Raw genomic sequence first — 16,652 nt, forward strand, 5'->3', positions numbered from 1 at the left:
CAGAAGACGCCGCATGAAACGGGTAAATTCAATCCACGAAGAAATCCGGAATGAAGTGCTTCGTCCCCGGTGTCACCGAGTACTTCTCCAGGTCGGTGATGCCATGCGCGGCCAGCACCGTGTCGTCAATGTAGAAGTTGCCGGTATTGGCGTTGCTGCCGGTCAGGATCAGCCAGGCCGCATCCGACAGGATTTCCGGCTTGCGGCACAAGGCCACATCCACGCCCGGAATCATCTGCATGGCCGCCGTCGCAATGGCAGTGCGTGGCCACAGGCTGTTGACGCCGATGCCGTATTTCTTGAACTCGCCCGCATGGCCCAGCGTGCACATGCTCATGCCGTACTTGGCCATGCTGTAGGCGGTGTGGTTCTGGAACCAGTGGGTCTGCATCGACAACGGGGGCGACATGGTGAGCACCTGCGGGTTACGCCCGGCCGCTGCTGATTTTTTCAATTCCGGCAAACAGGCCATGGTGCACAGGTAAGTGCCGCGCGCATTGACGCCGTTCATCAGATCGAAGCGCTTCATGGGTGTGGCTTCAGTGTTGGTCAGGCTGATGGCGCTGGCGTTGTTCACCAGGATGTCGATGCCGCCAAAGGTCGCCGCCGCTTTGGCCACGGCAGCAAAAACAGCGTCGTCATCGCGTATGTCCACCGCCAGGGCCAGGGCCCGGCCACCGGCGGCCTCGACTTCTTTGGCGGCGCTGTAGATCGTGCCTGGCAGTTTGGGGTTGAGATCGGTGGTCTTGGCCACGATGACGATGTTGGCCCCGTCGGCCGCCGCCCGCTTTGCAATGGCCAGGCCAATGCCGCGCGACGCGCCGGTGATGAACAGGGTCTTGCCCTTGAGGCTGGCGGTCGGGTTCACTTCGGTCATGCTCGATTCTCCTGACAATGCTTTTGCTATACAAATAATAGCTATTGACGCTTATTCGACGAGGGCTGGAGCCCGGTTTTCCTTAAACTCTCGAGAAATCCGGCTTGCGCTTTTCCATGAATGCGGTGAAGGCCTCGCGCGCTGCTGGTTCGCGCAGCATGCGCCCAAAGCTGGCGCCCTCTTCCACCATGCGCTCGGCCACAGTGCTGGCCTGGCTTTTTTTCATCAGGCGCTTGGTCTCGATCAGTGAACTCAAAGGCTTGGCGGCCAGCTTCTGGGCCTGGCGTTGCGCCAGCGCGGCAGCCTCGGACGGCGGCACGATGCGGCTGATGAGGCCTATCTCCAGCGCGGACTCGGCCATGAACGGCTCCCCCAGCAACAGCGCCTCGGCGGCACGGCCATAACCCATCAACTGCGGCGCCAGATAGCTGGACGCGGCTTCGGGGCACAGGCCCAGGTTGACGAACGGCATGGAGAAGGCCGCGTTGTCTCCGGCGTAGACCAGATCGCAATGGAACAGCATGGTGGTGCCAATGCCGACGGCTGGCCCGCACACCGCCGCCACCACCGGCTTGGAAAAGGTGCTGATGCCGCGCAGAAAGCGAAACACCGGCGAGTCCTGGGTGGAGGTGGGCGCATTCAGGAAATCCCCGATATCGTTGCCGGCACTGAAAATTGTTTCGTGCCCCTGGAACACGACCACATGCACCGCGGCGTCCGCTTCGGCCTGCGCCAGCGCATCGGCCATGGCCGCGTACATGGCACTGGTGATGGAATTCTTCTTCTCCACCCGGTTGAAGGTGATGGTCATGACGCCGTTGGCGATGTCGGTCAATATGTCAGTCATGCGGTTTCCTCAGGTTATTTGACAAGTGCTTCGCGCACAAAATCCAGTCGGTCCTGGCCCCAGAACATCTGGTCGGCCACAAAGAAAGTGGGGGCGCCAAAGACGCCACGCTGAACGGCGGCTTCGGTCACGGCCTTCAACTCGTCCTTGACGGCCTGTTCACTGCTCAAGGCCAGCAGCGCTTGCGGCTCGAAGCCGGCGCTGGTGAGCACAGCGGCGACTACAGCGGGGTCGTTCATGTTTTGCGCGTCCACCCAGATGGCACGAAACATGGCGGCACAGTAGTCTTCGAAGCGCGCATCACCACGCATCTGCAGGCCCACGGCGGCGCGCATCAAGGTCAGCGTATTGATCGGAAAATTCGGGTTGAATTTCAGGGGCACGTCATAGCGGCGCGCAAAGCGGGCCAGGTCGACAAACAGGTAGCTGCCTTTGAGCGGCACCATCATCGGCGCGCGATTGCCGGTGGCCTGAAACACGCCGCCCAGCAACATGGGCTTCCAGACAAGCTGCACCCCGGTGTCGTCACAAATTTTTGGCAATTGCGTCCAGGCCAGGTAAGCCGCCGGACTACCAAAGTCAAAATAGAAATCTACGGTTTTGCTCATCAGAACTTCTCCATGTAAGGGCGCAAATCAAGCTCGTGGGTCCAGGCGTCGCGCGGCTGGGCATGCAGCATCCAGTACTGATCGGCAATGTGATCGGGGTTGAGGATGCCGTCCTGCGCCTTCAGGGCGTAGCGCTCGGGAAAATTGTCGCGGATGAATCCGGTGTCGATCGCGCCGTCGATGATGCTGTGGGCCACGTGGATGCCCATGGGCCCCAGCTCGCGCGCCATGCTCTGCGCCAGTGCACGCAGGGCATGCTTGGCACCCGCGAACGCCGCAAAGTGGGCGGCGCCGCGCAGCGAGGCGGTGGCACCGGTGAAGATGATGCTTTGTTTGCGCTCGGGCGCGGCGCGCTGCACCATGCGTTTGGCCACTTCACGCCCGTTCAGGAAACCGGCGAAACAGGCCATCTCCCAGATCTTGAAGTACTTGCGGGCGGTCTCGTCCAGAATGCTGCTGGGCGCGTTGGCACCGATGTTGAACACCAGCACCTCGATCGGGCCGAGGGTCGATTCGATCTGCTCGACCAGTGCCACCACCTCGTCCTCCTTGCGCGCATCACTGGCAAACCCGTGCGCAGCCCCGCCGTCGGCCTTGATCTGCTCGACCAGCGGTTGCAGCTTGTCCAGACTGCGCCGCGTGACGCAGGCCGTAAAGCCTTCGCGGGCAAAACGGCGCGCAATGGCGCCGCCTGTCGCGTCACCGGCACCAACAACGAGTGCAACAGGGTTGGGCTGGGCTCCGTCGGGGGAACGCGACGACACCTCAGTGCGGAGCGTGGGGGTCATGTCTTTACTCCTTGAAATAAACCAGCTGATGGGTCGTGGCCAGCAAGGTGCCGTTCGCGCTCCAGAGCAGCCCGGCCTGGTCAAAGAAGCCGTTGCGAAACGCCTGTCCGCGGGCCTGCCCCAGCAAGTAGCCGGTGCCGGATTCAGCCAGTTGCTCGGTACCGGCATGGAAGTACACGGTCAGTGACACGGTGCCCACCGGCACCAGCACCGAGCGGCGCAACCAGATGCGCGGAAAGAAGACGTCGGCCATCGCGGCCAGGGAAGCGAAGTCCAGCGGGCGCGGCGGATCGTCGCGAATCCAGAGCTGCGTCAGGCTGGCCAGCTGCGGATCATCACTGCTGGCGCCGCCATCCCAGGTGGATGGCAGGAGCCCGGTCACCGGGCGCATGTCATAGCGCTGAATCCAGACCACCCCCTCGGTGGGAGGCAAAATGCGGGCCACGGCGTCCGCCGGGGCGACCTCCGGCATGGGCATGTCATTGGCACTCCAGGTGTCACGCCGCACGGCCGTGATGGCCGTCCCGGTCAGCACCACGGCCTCCATGCCGTTGGCATCGGCCTGGCGCAACTCCAGCAACCAGTGTTGCGTGGACCGATTGGTTCGTACCGGCGTGGCGACCGCCTTGAAGCCACCCTGACTCATGGCGCTGGCAAAGTTCACCGTCAAAGCCACCGGATCACCCAGCCGGGACGGGTGCGTCATGACGGCGTTCAGGACGATGGCGGCGCTCATGCCGCCAAACGGACCCACCATGTTCCACCAGTCCGCGCTGGTCGTGCCCAGAAACTGATCGGCTTTGACGCCAAAGTCCGGCGTCAAATGAAGGGCGATGTCAAAGGGATGTGAGGTCATGGCGTTACTCAGTGTCGCAGCACGCGGCGCAACCGACAGTCATTTGGGCGACGGCGAAAAAAAGGCCACTTAGAAGTGGCCTTTCTTGTTCAGACACGCTCAAAGATTCCGGCAGCGCCCTGCCCCATGCCCACACACATGGAGACCATGCTGTAGCGGAGCTTGTTGCGATGCAGTGCGTGGATGGCGGTGGCCGACCGGATGGCCCCTGTGGCACCCAGCGGGTGGCCCAGCGCAATGGCGCCACCCATCGGGTTGACCTTGGCGGGGTCGAGCCCCAGCGTGTTGATCACGGCCAGCGACTGCGCCGCAAACGCCTCGTTGAGCTCGATCCAGTCGATGTCGTCCTGCTTCAAACCAGCGTACCGCAGCGCCGCCGGAATGGCCTCGATCGGGCCAATGCCCATGATGTGGGGCGGCACGCCTTTGGCTGCAAAACTGACAAAACGAGCCAGTGGTTTGAGACCGAACTGCTTGACCGCTTTCTCGCTGGCCAGAATCAGGGCGCCGGCACCGTCCGAAGTCTGCGAACTGTTGCCCGCCGTGACCGAACCGCGCGCCGCAAACGGGGTCTTGAGCTTGGCCAGGCCTTCCATCGAGGTATCGAACCGCGCGCCTTCGTCCAGGCTGACCACGCGCCGTTTCTCGATGACCTCACCGGTTTCCAGATTGGGCGAGCGGTCAATCACTTCCACCGGGGTCATCTCGTCGGCAAAGTGACCTGCTTCCATGGCTGCCAGAGCCCGCCTGTGCGATTCCACGGCGAACTCGTCCTGCGCCGCACGGCTGACCTTCCACTGTGAGGCCACCTTCTCGGCGGTCAGGCCCATACCGTAGGCAATGCCGATGTTCTCGTCATTGTTGAACATGGTGGGCGAGAGCGAGGGCGAGTTGCCCATCATCGGCACCATGCTCATGCTCTCCACGCCAGCGGCGATCATGACATCGGCTTCGCCTACGCGAATGCGGTCAGCGGCCATCTGCACGGCCGACAGGCCGGAGGCGCAAAAGCGGTTGACGGTGATGCCGCCCACGCTGGTTGGCAGGCCGGCCAGCACAGCGCCGATGCGCGCGATGTTGAGCCCCTGCTGGCCCTCCGGAATGGCGCAGCCACAGATCAGGTCTTCGATGGACTGCGGGTCCAGGCTGGGCACTTGCGCCAGCGCGGCATGCAGGGCCTTGACCAGCAGATCGTCCGGGCGGGTGTTGCGGAAAAATCCACGGTGCGAACGACCAATGGGCGTGCGCGTGGCAGCAACGATGTAGGCTTCTTGAATTTGTTTCATGGTCTTCTCTTGATCAGTTGCGAACCGGCTTGCCGGTGGACATCATTCCCATGATTCGCTCTTGCGTCTTGGGGTGGACGAGCAGCTCGCAGAAGGCCTGGCGCTCCAGTGTCATCAGATACTCTTCGCTCACCAGACTGCCGGCATCCACGTCGCCGCCGCACACCACATTGGCAATCAGGCTGGCGATATGGAAATCGTGCGCGCTGATGAAGCCGCCATCACGCATGTTCACCAGGGAGCCCTTGATCGTGGCCACGCCGCTGCGACCGGCCACGGCGAACAGGCGCTTGTGCGGCGCACGGTAGCCGGCGTTGAACATGGCCTTGGCTTCGTTGATCGCTACAAACAGCAGCTCATCCTTGTGCGGCACGACCACGTCGCTCTCCAGCAGGTAGCCCAGCTTGCGCGACTCCAGCGCGCTGGTGCCCACCTTGGCCATGGCCGCGGCGGTGAAGCCCTCGGTCAAAAAGGGCAGCAGGTCCTTGCCGGTGGAGGCAGCCGCGTTCTCGGCGGCGCGCCGTGCAATATAGGTCAGACCACCGGCACCGGGCACCAGGCCCACGCCTACCTCCACCAGACCGATGTAGCTCTCCATGGCCGCCACGCGCTTGCCGGAGTACACCGCCAGCTCGCAGCCACCGCCCAGCGCCAGGCCGCGAATGGCGGCCACGGTGGGTACGTTGGCATAGCGCAGCTTGAGCATGACTTTTTGCAGCTCCTTCGCGGCACCATCAATGGCCTTGACGCCACCCATCATGAAGCCCGGCAGCATGGACTGCAGATCGGCACCGGCCGAGAACATCTCGTCGGGCGACCAGATCACCAGGCCTTTGTAGTCCTTCTCGGCCAGTGTCACTGCGGTGTTCAGACCTTCAATCACACCGCCGCCAATGGCGTGCATCTTGGTCTTGATGCTGGCAATCAGCACCTCATCGTCCAGCGTCCACAGGCGCATGGACTCGTCTTCCTGCACGGTCTTTCCGGCTGTTGCAGCCGAGGGTGCATTGGCCCCCTGCACGCTTTCGGGGAAGTGCTGGCGCTCGTACACCGGCAGGCTGCGCGGCGCCACGAACTGGCTCGTCGTGGGGTTCCAGGAGCCTTGTGGGGTGTGCACACCACCGGCATCGGCCACCGGGCCCTTGAAGACCCAATCGGGCAGCGGCGCCTTGCACAAGGCCTTGCCCGCGTCGATGTCCTCCTTGATCATGTTGGCCACTGTCAGCCAGCCGGCTTCCTGCCACAGCTCGAACGGGCCCTGCTTCATGCCAAAGCCCCAGCGCATGCAGAAGTCGACATCACGCGCGTTGTCAGCAATCGATGCCAGGTGCACGGCTGAGTAGTGGAAGCTGTTGCGCAGAATGGCCCACAGAAACTGGCCCTGCGCGCCTTCGCTGTCGCGCAGCAGTTTGAGCCGCTCGGCGGCAGGCTTTTTCAGCATCCGGGCGTAGACCTCGTCGGCTTTCTGGCCGGCCGGCACATAGTCTTTCGTTGCCAGATCAAAGCGCAGCACATCGCGGCCGACTTTCTTGAAGAAACCGGCCTTGGTCTTTTGACCGAAGTTGCCCATTTCCAGCAGGGTCTTGAGCACCTCAGGTGTGGCAAAGCTCTCGTAGAACGGATCGGTCTCGATGCTCAGCGTGTCCTGCAGCGTCTTGATGACATGCGCCATGGTGTCCAGCCCCACCACGTCCGCGGTGCGGAAGGTGCCCGAGCTGGCGCGGCCGAGTTTTTTGCCGGTGAGATCATCCACCACGTCATAGGTCAGGCCGAAATTCGCCACCTCTTTCATCGTCGCCAGCATGCCGGCAATGCCGACGCGATTGGCGATGAAGTTGGGGGAATCTTTGGCACGCACCACGCCTTTGCCCAGATTGCTGGTGACGAAGGTTTCCAGGTCGTCCAGAATTTCAGGCTGGGTGGTGGGCGTGTTGATCAACTCCACCAGCATCATGTAGCGTGGTGGGTTGAAAAAGTGAATACCGCAGAAGCGGGGCTTGATTGCCTCCGGCAGCGCTTCGCTCAGTTTGGTGATCGACAGGCCCGAGGTGTTGGACGCCACGATGGCGTGCGGTGCCAGAAAAGGCGCGATCTTTTTGTACAGGTCCAGCTTCCAGTCCATGCGCTCGGCGATTGCTTCAATCACCAGGTCACAGTCCTTGAGCAAATCCATGTGCTCTTCGTAGTTGGCCTGCTGGATCAGGCCCGCGTCGTCCACCACACCCAGCGGCGCGGGCTTGAGCTTTTTTAGGCCGTCGATGGCCCGGGTGACGATGCCGTTTTTTGGACCTTCCTTGGCGGGCAGGTCGAACAGAATGACTGGCACCTTGACATTGACCAGGTGGGCGGCGATTTGCGCACCCATCACGCCGGCACCCAGCACGGCGACTTTTTTGACTTTAAAACGGGACATTGTTGTTCCTGAAAAATGAATTACTGCGCGCGAATCCAGGTCTGGGTTCGAAAGAAGAATGCGATATAGCCGCGCACTTCGAGTTTTTTGCCGCCCTCAATCGGGGTCAGACGCAAGGTGTATTCCTTGCCGTTGTCCGGATCCAGAATCTTGCCGCCTTCCCATGCGTCCTTGCCATCGGCCTTTTTGGCGCCACGAATGATCTCCATCCCGATCACCGGCTTGTCCTTGCGCTCATCCGTGCATTTGTCGCAGACGGCGTCCTGCTTCGAATCCTTGCGCAACAGCTTCTCGATCCGGCCGGAGAGCACCCCGGCGTTGTCGGTGATACGCACCTCCGATGACGGCTCCCCCGTCTTGTCGTCAATGGTGCGCCACACACCGGCGGGCGTCATTTGCGCCAGCACCGGCAATGCCAGCGCACCAAAAGCAATAGCAACAATCGACTTGTACATAAGGACTCCCCGATCAAAAAGACTAGAAAACCCGTGAAGACGGGATCAGCACTCAGCCCAAAGCGGCATCCGTGTCCATCAATACTTTCGTTCCGGCACGGGCCGTGCGCATCAGCATCGTCGTCTCCGGGAACAGCTTGGCGAAGTAGAAACGCGCCGTCTGCAGCTTGGCCAGATAGAAGGTGTCAGTGTTGCCCGCTGCGATTTCACGCAGCGCCACTTGCGCCATGCGCGCCCAGAAGTAGCCGAACACCAGATGGCCTGCCACGCGCAGGTAGTCCACCGCTGCGGCACCCACTTCGTCCGGGTTCTGGAAACCCTTGAAACCAATTTCGGTGGTGAACTTGGTCATCTGGTCGCCCAGAATGGCAATCGGGGTAATGAACTCGGCCATCTTTTCATTGACGCCTTCTTCTTCCACCAGCTTGCCCACCAGCTTGCCAAACTTGCGCAGCGTGGCACCGTTGTTGCCCAGTATCTTGCGGCCCAGCAAATCGAGCGACTGGATGGTGTTGGTACCTTCGTAGATCATGTTGATGCGGGCATCGCGCACAAACTGCTCCATGCCCCATTCCTTGATGTACCCGTGACCCCCAAACACCTGCTGGCAGGCGGATGTCGCGGTCCAGCCGTTGTCGGTGATGAAGGCCTTGACGATCGGCGTGAGCATGGCCAGCATCTCGCCGGAATCCTTGCGCACTTTTTCGTCCGGGTGGTTATGCTCTTTTTCCAGCAGCATGGAGCAGTAGGTGCTCAGGGCGCGGCCGCCCTCGGCGTAGGCTTTGGCCGTGAGCAACATCTTGCGCACGTCGGGGTGCACGATGATCGGGTCGGCCGGCTGGTCTTTGGCCTTGACGCCCGACAGCGAGCGCATCTGAATGCGGTCCTTGGCGTACGCCAGTGCGTTCTGGTAGGCCACCTCGGTCAGGCCCAGGGACTGGTTGCCCACACCCAGCCGGGCGGCATTCATCATCACGAACATGCCGTTCATGCCCTTGTTGGGCTGTCCCACCATGGTCCCGACAGCCCCGTCCAGCACGATCTGGGCCGTGGCGTTGCCATGAATGCCCATCTTGTGCTCCAGACCACCGCAGTAGACCCCATTGCGTGCACCCAGCGAGCCGTCCTTGTTGACCAGGAACTTCGGCACGATGAACAGGCTGACACCCTTGATGCCGACAGGCGCATCGGGCAGACGGGCCAGCACCAGATGAATGATGTTGTCGGTCATGTCATGTTCACCGGCACTGATGAAGATCTTGTTACCAGTAATCTTGTAGGTGCCGTCCGCCTGCGGCTCGGCCTTGGTGCGCATCAGGCCCAGATCGGTGCCGCAATGGGGCTCGGTCAGGCACATGGAGCCGGTCCATTCGCCGCTGGTCATCTTGTGCAGGTAAGTCTGCTTTTGCTCTTCAGTGCCGTGGGTGTGCAGGGCCGCATAGGCGCCATGGGTCAGGCCGGGATACATGGTCCAGGCCTGGTTGGCGCTGTTGAGCATCTCGTAGAACATCTGGTTCACGACCAGCGGCAGGCCCTGGCCACCAAAAGCGGGGTCGCAAGCCAGCGCCGCCCAGCCGCCCTCGATGAACTTGGCGTAGGCCGCCTTGAATCCGGCAGGCGTCGTCACTTCGTGCGTCACCTGGTCCAGCTTGCAGCCCTCGGTGTCGCCACTGATATTGAGCGGGAAGGTGACTTCGGCCGCAAACTTGCCGCCTTCTTCGAGCACGGCGTTGATGGTGTCAACATCCATGTCTGCATGCTGGGGGATCTGCTTGAAGTCGTCAACGACCTTGAGCAACTCGTGCATCACAAACCGCATGTCGCGCAGGGGCGGTGTATAGATAGGCATGCTGATTATTCCTTTGAGCGTGGGTTGGATTTTGGGGAAGGTGCTGATCCGGCGGCGACGGTCTTGCCGTAGCGCGCGAGAATGTTTTCAAAGCCCTGGTTGGCGCGTGTGACCGAGACCGGGTTTTCCAGAAACCGGGCTTCATAGTGCGAGGCCAGAATGAGTCCGTGAATCTCGAAGGCCATCTGCTCTTCGTCGGCATCCTGCTTGAGATGCCCCATCTCCTTGGCCTGAACAACAGCCCGGTACATCGCGGCCAGCCAGACCTTGACCGAGCTGGCCAGGGCGTCACGCACCGGCCCGGGCCGGTCGTCGAACTCGACCGCACCGCTAATGAAGATACAGCCGGACTGGATTTCGACGGCCACGCGTTTCATCCAGTTGGAAAACAGGGCCCTGACGCGCGGCAAACCGCGGGCTTCATCCATCGCGGGGGAAAAGACCTCGTCGGCAAAGCGGGCGTAATACTCGCGGATGACGGAAATCTGCAGTTCTTCGCGCGAACCAAAGTGCGCAAACACACCCGATTTGCTCATCTGCGTCACCTCGGCCAGGGCGCCAATGCTCAACCCTTCAAGGCCAATCTGCGCCGCCAGCCCCAATGCGGCATCGACGATAGCCTGCTTGGTCTGCTGCCCTTTTTGCAGGGCGCGCCCCCCGCGCGAGCCTTGGCGGCTGGCGCGTACGGGTTTGGCAGGTGATTGAGAAACGGTCATAGTGCGCAAAAAAGAACGATCGTGCTATTTTGCAGCATTTTCGAGGCTTGCCGCCAACCCGCAGCCACTTCTAGAGAGTTTTTTCTAAGGAAAGCGCGGGTTTACCCGAATCCCTGCTGCAGCCCCCGCCGCTGCCCGACCTAAAGCATCAGGGCCAGACTGGCGTCCAGGTACTCCGAAGGCAGGCGCTTGAAGCCCGAACGCGCAAAGCGCTGCAGGCGCCCCACAACAAAGGCGGTGAGGACAGCCGCACGCACCTGGATATCCACACTGGGGGTCGCCGAACCGCTCAATTCGGCGGGAGTCCGCAGGGCCTGCTTGAGTGTGGACTCGATCTTGTCAAAAAACTGGTTCATGCGTTGCTGCAGGCGTTCGTTCTCAAACACCAGTGCATCGCCCACCATGACGCGGGCCATGCCGGGGTTTTTCTCGGCGAACTGCATCAACATGGCCACGACCTTGCCGGCCTGGCGCGTACCCGTCGTGGCATCGGTCGCGGCCGCCGCGCTCTCCCGCTCAGCGATCTGGTTGACCAGGGAAAACACGGTCTGCTCGATGAACTCGATCAAGCCCTCAAACATCTGGGCCTTGCTGGCGAAGTGCCGGTACAGCGCGGCCTCGCTCACATCCAGACGCGCCGCCAGCGAGGCAGTGGTGATGCGTTCGGCACCCGGTTGTTCCAGCATGGTGGCCAAGGCCTGCAGAATCTGCACCCGGCGTTCGCCCGGCTTGGGACGCTTGCGAACCGGTGCGGCCATCTCACTGCCTGCAGAGGTTGGAGAAAGCGCTGGAGATGGGGTGGATTCGGCGTCAGACATGGTGCACTAGGCGAAAGGATCATTTGATTCTCGCATAGCGGACCCAAGGGTTTTCGCGGGGTCAGGCCCCGAACAACAAGGTGATGCGGGTGCCCCGCCCCCCCAATCCGCTGCCCACGACCAGCTGGCTGCGATGCACCCGTGCAATCTCGTCGGCAATCGCCAGGCCCAGGCCATTGCCTTCAGCGCTGGTGCCCGGCACGCGGTAAAAACGCTCCAGAACACGACGCCGCTCCGCCACAGGCACGCCCGGACCGTCATCCTCGACCTCCAGATAGGGTGCCTTGTCATCGACCGTCCAGGCACAACGCAGTGTGACGGTGCCACCTTCGGGGGTGTATTTCAGGGCGTTGTCCAGCAGATTGCAGGCCAGTTCGCGCAGCAGCCACTCATTGCCCGTCACATGCACGGCCTGCGCATCCAGCCCCAGGTCAATGCGTTTGGCCGTGGCCGCATCCAGATGGACTTCAAGCAGGGTTTCGCACAGCTCCTTCAGATCCACCCGATGCAAGGGCTGCGCGTCCAGGTTGCGCGCGTCGGCCCGGGACAAGGCCAATAGCTGATTGGCCAGTTGCGATGTGCGCCGGACGGCATCGCGCAAACGGTTGATCTGGGGTGCTCCTATATTGATAGCTAATGACGCATTATCGACGGGGGCTAGAGGCGTATTTCCTGCATATTTTTCACGCCATGCTTCGGCAGCGGCCGGCGTGTTGACGGCTTGCGCCCAGGCTTCAACCTGCGCCTGCAGGCCCGCCAGCGGTGTACGCAGCTGGTGCGCCGCATCGGCCACAAAGCGGCGCTGGCTTTCCGCCTGCGCATTCACCAGGTCAAACAGCCGGTTGAGCGACTGCACCAGCGGGCGCACCTCTTCCGGCGAGGCTTGCACATCAATTGCGCTCAAGTCGCGCGGCGACCGGTGCTCCACCGCGTCCTTCAGCGCCAACAGCGGTCGCAGCGCCCGTTTGACCGCCCAATTGACGACGAACACCACCACCAGCATCAGCACCAGGTTGGGCAACAAGACCTTGAGCAGTACCAGTCTGACCCACTGCTGGCGCGGGTCGGACCCGTCCGCCAGGCGCACCACCAACTCCCCGCCCGCAGTCTGGACGCGCTGGGAAACGATGCGGTAGGTCACGCCACCTTCTTCTTCGCTGAAGAACTCGGGCTCACGCGTGGTGGGCGGCACGGTGCTCAGCCAGGCATCGCCCACCAGCACCCGGCCGTCGAGGTCGGCAATGCCAAACGCCGAAAAACCGGCTCTGCCCTTGAGGAATTCTTCGACAGCCGGAGCTGTGAGCAAAACGGGGGGGGCATCGGGCGTTTTGCCTTTGGCCACCACCGAGTCTGCCAGCAGCGGCACCAACTGGAGCAACTGGCGGTCTTGTTGCAGGGCGGCGCTGTCCGCCAAACGGTAGTCAAACCAGGCGTTGACACAGGCCAGCACGGACAGGGGAATCAACAACAACAGCAACAGGCGCCGCTTCAGGCCTGAGGACATGGCAGCCGTCTGCATCGATCAGTCGGCCATGCTGGCGGGGTCGGCAGTCATCTCAAGGCGGTAGCCAAAACCACGGATCGATCGCAGCGCGATGCCATGGGGCTCAAGCTTGCCGCGCAGCCGCGAGATGTACACCTCCACTGCGTTGGGCGTGATTTCCTTGTCCCATCCGGTCAGCGCCTGCAGCAGTTTGTCCTTGTTGGCGGGTTTGGGCGCATTGATCAGCAAATACTCCATGACCGTCCATTCGCGCGGGCCCAGTTCGACCGGCTGTCCGCCCGGACGAATGCAGGCCACCCGGGTGGCCGTGTCCAGCTCCAGCGGGCCAAAACTCAACACGGCCGAGGTGGCCGCCTGCGAACGGCGTAACAACGCGCGCAACCGTGCCAGCAACTCGGGCAACTCGAACGGTTTGATCATGTAGTCATCGGCACCCCGGTCAAGCCCCTGGACGCGATCATGCAGCGCATCGCGGGCTGTGAGAATCAACACCGGCATGGTATGACCGTCTTTGCGCAGCCGCTGGGTCAGCGCCAGGCCATCCATGCCGGGCAGACCGATGTCGATGATGGCGACATCAAACGCTTCGCGCAGCGTGACCTCCAGCGCACGCTCAGCATTGCCCACCCAGTCCACCGCGTAACCGGCGTCGGTGAGCCCCAGCTTGATACCGCTGGCCACCATCACGTCGTCTTCAACGAGCAGGAGTCTCATTAAAAAGGCCGCTAGCCCCCGTATTTATTGCGCCAGAAGCTATAAAACAGATAGCAAATTAGTGGGAGCGAATCATCGTCCCGAACGCCTGGTCCGTCAGAATTTCAAGCAGCAGCACATGGGGCACCCGGCCGTCGATGATGTGCACCGCGTTCACGCCGCTTTTGGCCGCGTCCAGCGCGCCACTGATCTTGGGCAACATGCCGCCACTGATGGTGCCATCTAGAAACAGCTCGTCGATCTGGCGTGCGCTGAGATCTGTCAGCAAGTTACCGGCCTTGTCCAGCACGCCGCTGATGTTGGTCAGCATCATCAGTTTCTCCGCCTGCAGCACGGTCGCCAGCTTGGCCGCGACCACGTCGGCGTTGATGTTGTAACTCTCGTTGTTCTCGCCAAAACCGATCGGGCTGATCACGGGGATGAACGCGTCGTCCTGCAAGGCTTTGACCACGCTGGGGTCGATACTGACGATATCGCCTACCTGGCCCATGTCATGCACTTTGGCGGGGTCGCTGCTGTCCACCATCTGGAGTTTTTGCGCGCGAATCATGCCGCCATCACGCCCGGTCAGGCCCACCGCCTTGCCGCCAGCCTGGTTGAGCAGGCCCACGATGTCCTGCTGCACCTCACCCGCCAGCACCCATTCCACCACCTCCATGGTTTCAGCGTCGGTCACGCGCATGCCCTGAATGAACTCGCCCTTCTTGCCCAGGCGTTTCAGCGCGGTTTCAATCTGTGGTCCGCCGCCGTGCACCACCACCGGGTTGATGCCCACCAACTTGAGCAGCACCACGTCCTCGGCAAAGTCCGCCTGCAAGGCCGGGTCGGTCATGGCGTTGCCGCCATATTTGATGACCATGGTCTTGCCATGAAACTTGCGGATGTAGGGCAGCGCCTGGGCCAGGATTTCGGCCTTGTCGCGGGGAGAGATGTTGGTGACGTCGGTCATGGGGATTTTTGCCTGTGGCTCAAAAGGTGAATGGGCAAATTGTGCCGCATGTTCTGCGCCCACACGGGCGAGTCAAAACAAAGTCACACCGATGGGAATTCGCCGGGCTGATAGCCGTGCACGTGCTGCTGCAGAAACGCCTTGATCGCGGCGACATCGTCCAGCGCGGCAGCCGCTTTGAGCGTCGTCAACTCTTCGCTCAATAGCGCCCATGGTACGAAAGGCTCGTGGGCCTTCATGATGCGGGGATGCACCGTCAACTCGGGGTTGTCACCAATCAACAATTCCTCATACAGTTTTTCACCCGGACGCAGACCCGTGATCGCAATCTCGATATCGCCATTCGGGCACTCACCGTCCCGTACCGTCAGGCCAGAGAGTTGCACCATGCGCCGCGCCAGATCCATGATCTTCACCGGCTCACCCATGTCCAGAACAAACACGTCTCCGCCCACGGCCATGGCGCCCGCCTGCAGCACCAACTGCGCCGCCTCCGGAATGGTCATGAAATAGCGGGTGACGTCGGCGTGTGTCACGGTGAGCGGTCCGCCAGCGGCCAGTTGCCGGCGAAACAGCGGCACCACACTGCCACTGGAATCCAGCACATTGCCAAAGCGCACCATCGTGAAGCAGGTTGGCGTTGCGTCGGCCGCCAGCGCCTGCAGCACCAGCTCGGCCATGCGCTTGGTAGCGCCCATCACATTGGTCGGCCGCACTGCCTTATCGGTCGACACCAGCACAAAGCGCTTGACCGAACTCTCCACTGCCGCGCGGGCCATGTTCAGCGTGCCGAACACGTTGTTGGCGACCCCCTCACCCGCGTTGTCCTCAACCATGGGCACGTGTTTATAGGCGGCGGCATGGTAGACCGTGGCCGGGCGATACGTCTCGCAAACCGCAAGCAGGCGCGCATAGTTGGCGACACTGCCCAGCAGCGGCACCAGCTCGACGGCGAGGCCGCTGGCCGTGCAGATGCCTTGCAGTTCCTGGTGAATGCTGTACAGCCCGAATTCATTGTGGTCCAGCAAGAGCAGCTGGCGCGGACCCTGCAATACGATTTGGCGCGTCAACTCCCCACCAATGCTGCCCCCCGCCCCCGTCACCATCACGACCTGTCCGGCCAAGTCCCGCGCCAGCAGCTCGGCATCGGGTGGCACGGGGTCGCGGCCCAGCAAATCATCTACATCCAGTTCGCGGAAATCCTGCACCGTGACACGGCCACTGGCCAGATCAGCCAGGCCAGGCAGCGTTCGAATATGAACCGGCAGCGCGCGCAAACTGTCAATGATGTTGTTACGGCGCTCTCTGGAAGCGCTGGGCAACGCCAACAAAATGTCCGTCACGCCTTGCCGAGCGACCACATCGGGCACCTCTGCCGGCGCAAACACCGGTATGCCATTGATACTGCGCCCTACTTTGGTCGGGTCGTCGTCCACAAAACCCAGCAGCGAAAACTGTCCCGAAACGCGCAGAGCGGAAGCTGTTTGCACACCTGAGGTGCCAGCACCGAAGATCAGCAAGCGCCCTTCAACCTTTTGGCGAACGCTGCCCATGTGGGCGAGCCAGAATCGGGCTGACGCCCGGCTGGTGCCGACCAGCAACAGGAATATCAATGGCTGCGAAACGCCCAGACTCCGAGGTACACCCGGCCATCTTTGCCACAACAACACGGTCGATAGCAAAACCGCATAAACGGCAATCGCCTGCGCCGTCGCGACCAGAGCGGCCTGGCCGGTGTAGCGAAAAATCGCCCGATACAAGCCAAATCGAATGAATATTGGCACCGACAGCAAGGGCGCCAACCCGTACACCCACCACTGCGCGCCGGTGGGCCAATGCAGTGCATCCAGCCTGAACGTGAAGGCGATCCAGGTGGCAACCAACGCAAGAACCACATCCAGCGCGACGACCACCAGCCGCTTTGCGGCACGCGGCCAAGCCAAAACCCTTTCTTGCATTTAACTCCCTTGAT

At 61.9% G+C, this 16,652-nt stretch carries 15 protein-coding genes; all 15 read right to left on the reverse strand.

Annotation, left to right across the window (positions count from 1 at the left end):
- Positions 1-28 precede the first annotated feature (28 nt).
- The 15 genes from Q7T10_RS15705 to Q7T10_RS15775 all read right to left on the reverse strand — a co-directional run bounded on the left by Q7T10_RS15705 (position 29) and on the right by Q7T10_RS15775 (position 16,638).
- A complete protein-coding gene (locus Q7T10_RS15705; protein WP_304750119.1) occupies positions 29-877 on the reverse strand; it encodes an NAD(P)-dependent oxidoreductase in 849 nt (282 codons plus the stop codon).
- An 82-nt stretch (positions 878-959) separates the two neighbouring features.
- On the reverse strand, positions 960-1,724 hold the full coding sequence (locus tag Q7T10_RS15710) for an enoyl-CoA hydratase (protein ID WP_304750122.1): 765 nt from the start codon (positions 1,722-1,724) through the stop codon (positions 960-962).
- 14 nt (positions 1,725-1,738) lie between these two features.
- Positions 1,739-2,332 carry a 2-hydroxychromene-2-carboxylate isomerase gene (locus Q7T10_RS15715; RefSeq protein WP_304750125.1) on the reverse strand — a complete coding sequence of 198 codons (594 nt, stop codon included), beginning with the start codon at positions 2,330-2,332 and terminating at the stop codon, positions 1,739-1,741.
- The gene (locus tag Q7T10_RS15720; RefSeq protein WP_304750128.1) at positions 2,332-3,120 is read right to left on the reverse strand and encodes an SDR family oxidoreductase; all 789 of its coding nucleotides are present in this window, start codon (positions 3,118-3,120) and stop codon (positions 2,332-2,334) included. The genes Q7T10_RS15715 and Q7T10_RS15720 overlap by 1 nt, the downstream gene beginning before the upstream one ends.
- 4 nt (positions 3,121-3,124) lie before the next feature.
- The gene (locus Q7T10_RS15725; protein ID WP_304750131.1) at positions 3,125-3,976 is read right to left on the reverse strand and encodes an acyl-CoA thioesterase II; all 852 of its coding nucleotides are present in this window, start codon (positions 3,974-3,976) and stop codon (positions 3,125-3,127) included.
- 89 nt (positions 3,977-4,065) lie between these two features.
- Entirely contained in the window at positions 4,066-5,262 is a 1,197-nt protein-coding gene (locus Q7T10_RS15730) for an acetyl-CoA C-acyltransferase (protein ID WP_304750134.1), read from the reverse strand.
- 13 nt (positions 5,263-5,275) lie between these two features.
- Complete coding sequence (locus Q7T10_RS15735) at positions 5,276-7,675, reverse strand: 3-hydroxyacyl-CoA dehydrogenase/enoyl-CoA hydratase family protein (protein ID WP_304750137.1); 2,400 nt, start codon at positions 7,673-7,675, stop codon at positions 5,276-5,278.
- A 20-nt stretch (positions 7,676-7,695) separates the two neighbouring features.
- Positions 7,696-8,130, reverse strand: coding sequence for a DUF2147 domain-containing protein (locus Q7T10_RS15740; protein ID WP_304750138.1), 435 nt, complete (start codon positions 8,128-8,130; stop codon positions 7,696-7,698).
- A 52-nt stretch (positions 8,131-8,182) separates the two neighbouring features.
- Entirely contained in the window at positions 8,183-9,979 is a 1,797-nt protein-coding gene (locus tag Q7T10_RS15745; RefSeq protein ID WP_304750141.1) for an acyl-CoA dehydrogenase C-terminal domain-containing protein, read from the reverse strand.
- A 5-nt stretch (positions 9,980-9,984) separates the two neighbouring features.
- A complete protein-coding gene (locus tag Q7T10_RS15750) occupies positions 9,985-10,695 on the reverse strand; it encodes a TetR/AcrR family transcriptional regulator (protein WP_304750144.1) in 711 nt (236 codons plus the stop codon).
- Positions 10,696-10,835: 140 nt separating this feature from the next.
- On the reverse strand, positions 10,836-11,453 hold the full coding sequence (slmA, locus tag Q7T10_RS15755) for a nucleoid occlusion factor SlmA (RefSeq protein WP_304750147.1): 618 nt from the start codon (positions 11,451-11,453) through the stop codon (positions 10,836-10,838).
- Positions 11,454-11,574: 121 nt separating this feature from the next.
- Positions 11,575-13,017, reverse strand: coding sequence for a sensor histidine kinase (locus Q7T10_RS15760; protein WP_304750150.1), 1,443 nt, complete (start codon positions 13,015-13,017; stop codon positions 11,575-11,577).
- An 18-nt stretch (positions 13,018-13,035) separates the two neighbouring features.
- Positions 13,036-13,731, reverse strand: a complete 696-nt coding sequence (locus tag Q7T10_RS15765) for a response regulator transcription factor (protein ID WP_304750153.1) — start codon at positions 13,729-13,731, stop codon at positions 13,036-13,038.
- A gap of 58 nt (positions 13,732-13,789) precedes the next feature.
- Positions 13,790-14,680: an acetylglutamate kinase gene (gene argB / locus Q7T10_RS15770; protein ID WP_304750155.1), complete on the reverse strand. Its 891-nt coding sequence runs from the start codon at positions 14,678-14,680 to the stop codon at positions 13,790-13,792.
- Between the two features lie 83 nt (positions 14,681-14,763).
- Entirely contained in the window at positions 14,764-16,638 is a 1,875-nt protein-coding gene (locus tag Q7T10_RS15775) for a nucleoside-diphosphate sugar epimerase/dehydratase (protein ID WP_304750158.1), read from the reverse strand.
- Positions 16,639-16,652: the final 14 nt, after the last annotated feature.

The organism is Rhodoferax sp., assembly GCF_030646845.1.
Taxonomy (GTDB): domain Bacteria; phylum Pseudomonadota; class Gammaproteobacteria; order Burkholderiales; family Burkholderiaceae_C; genus Rhodoferax.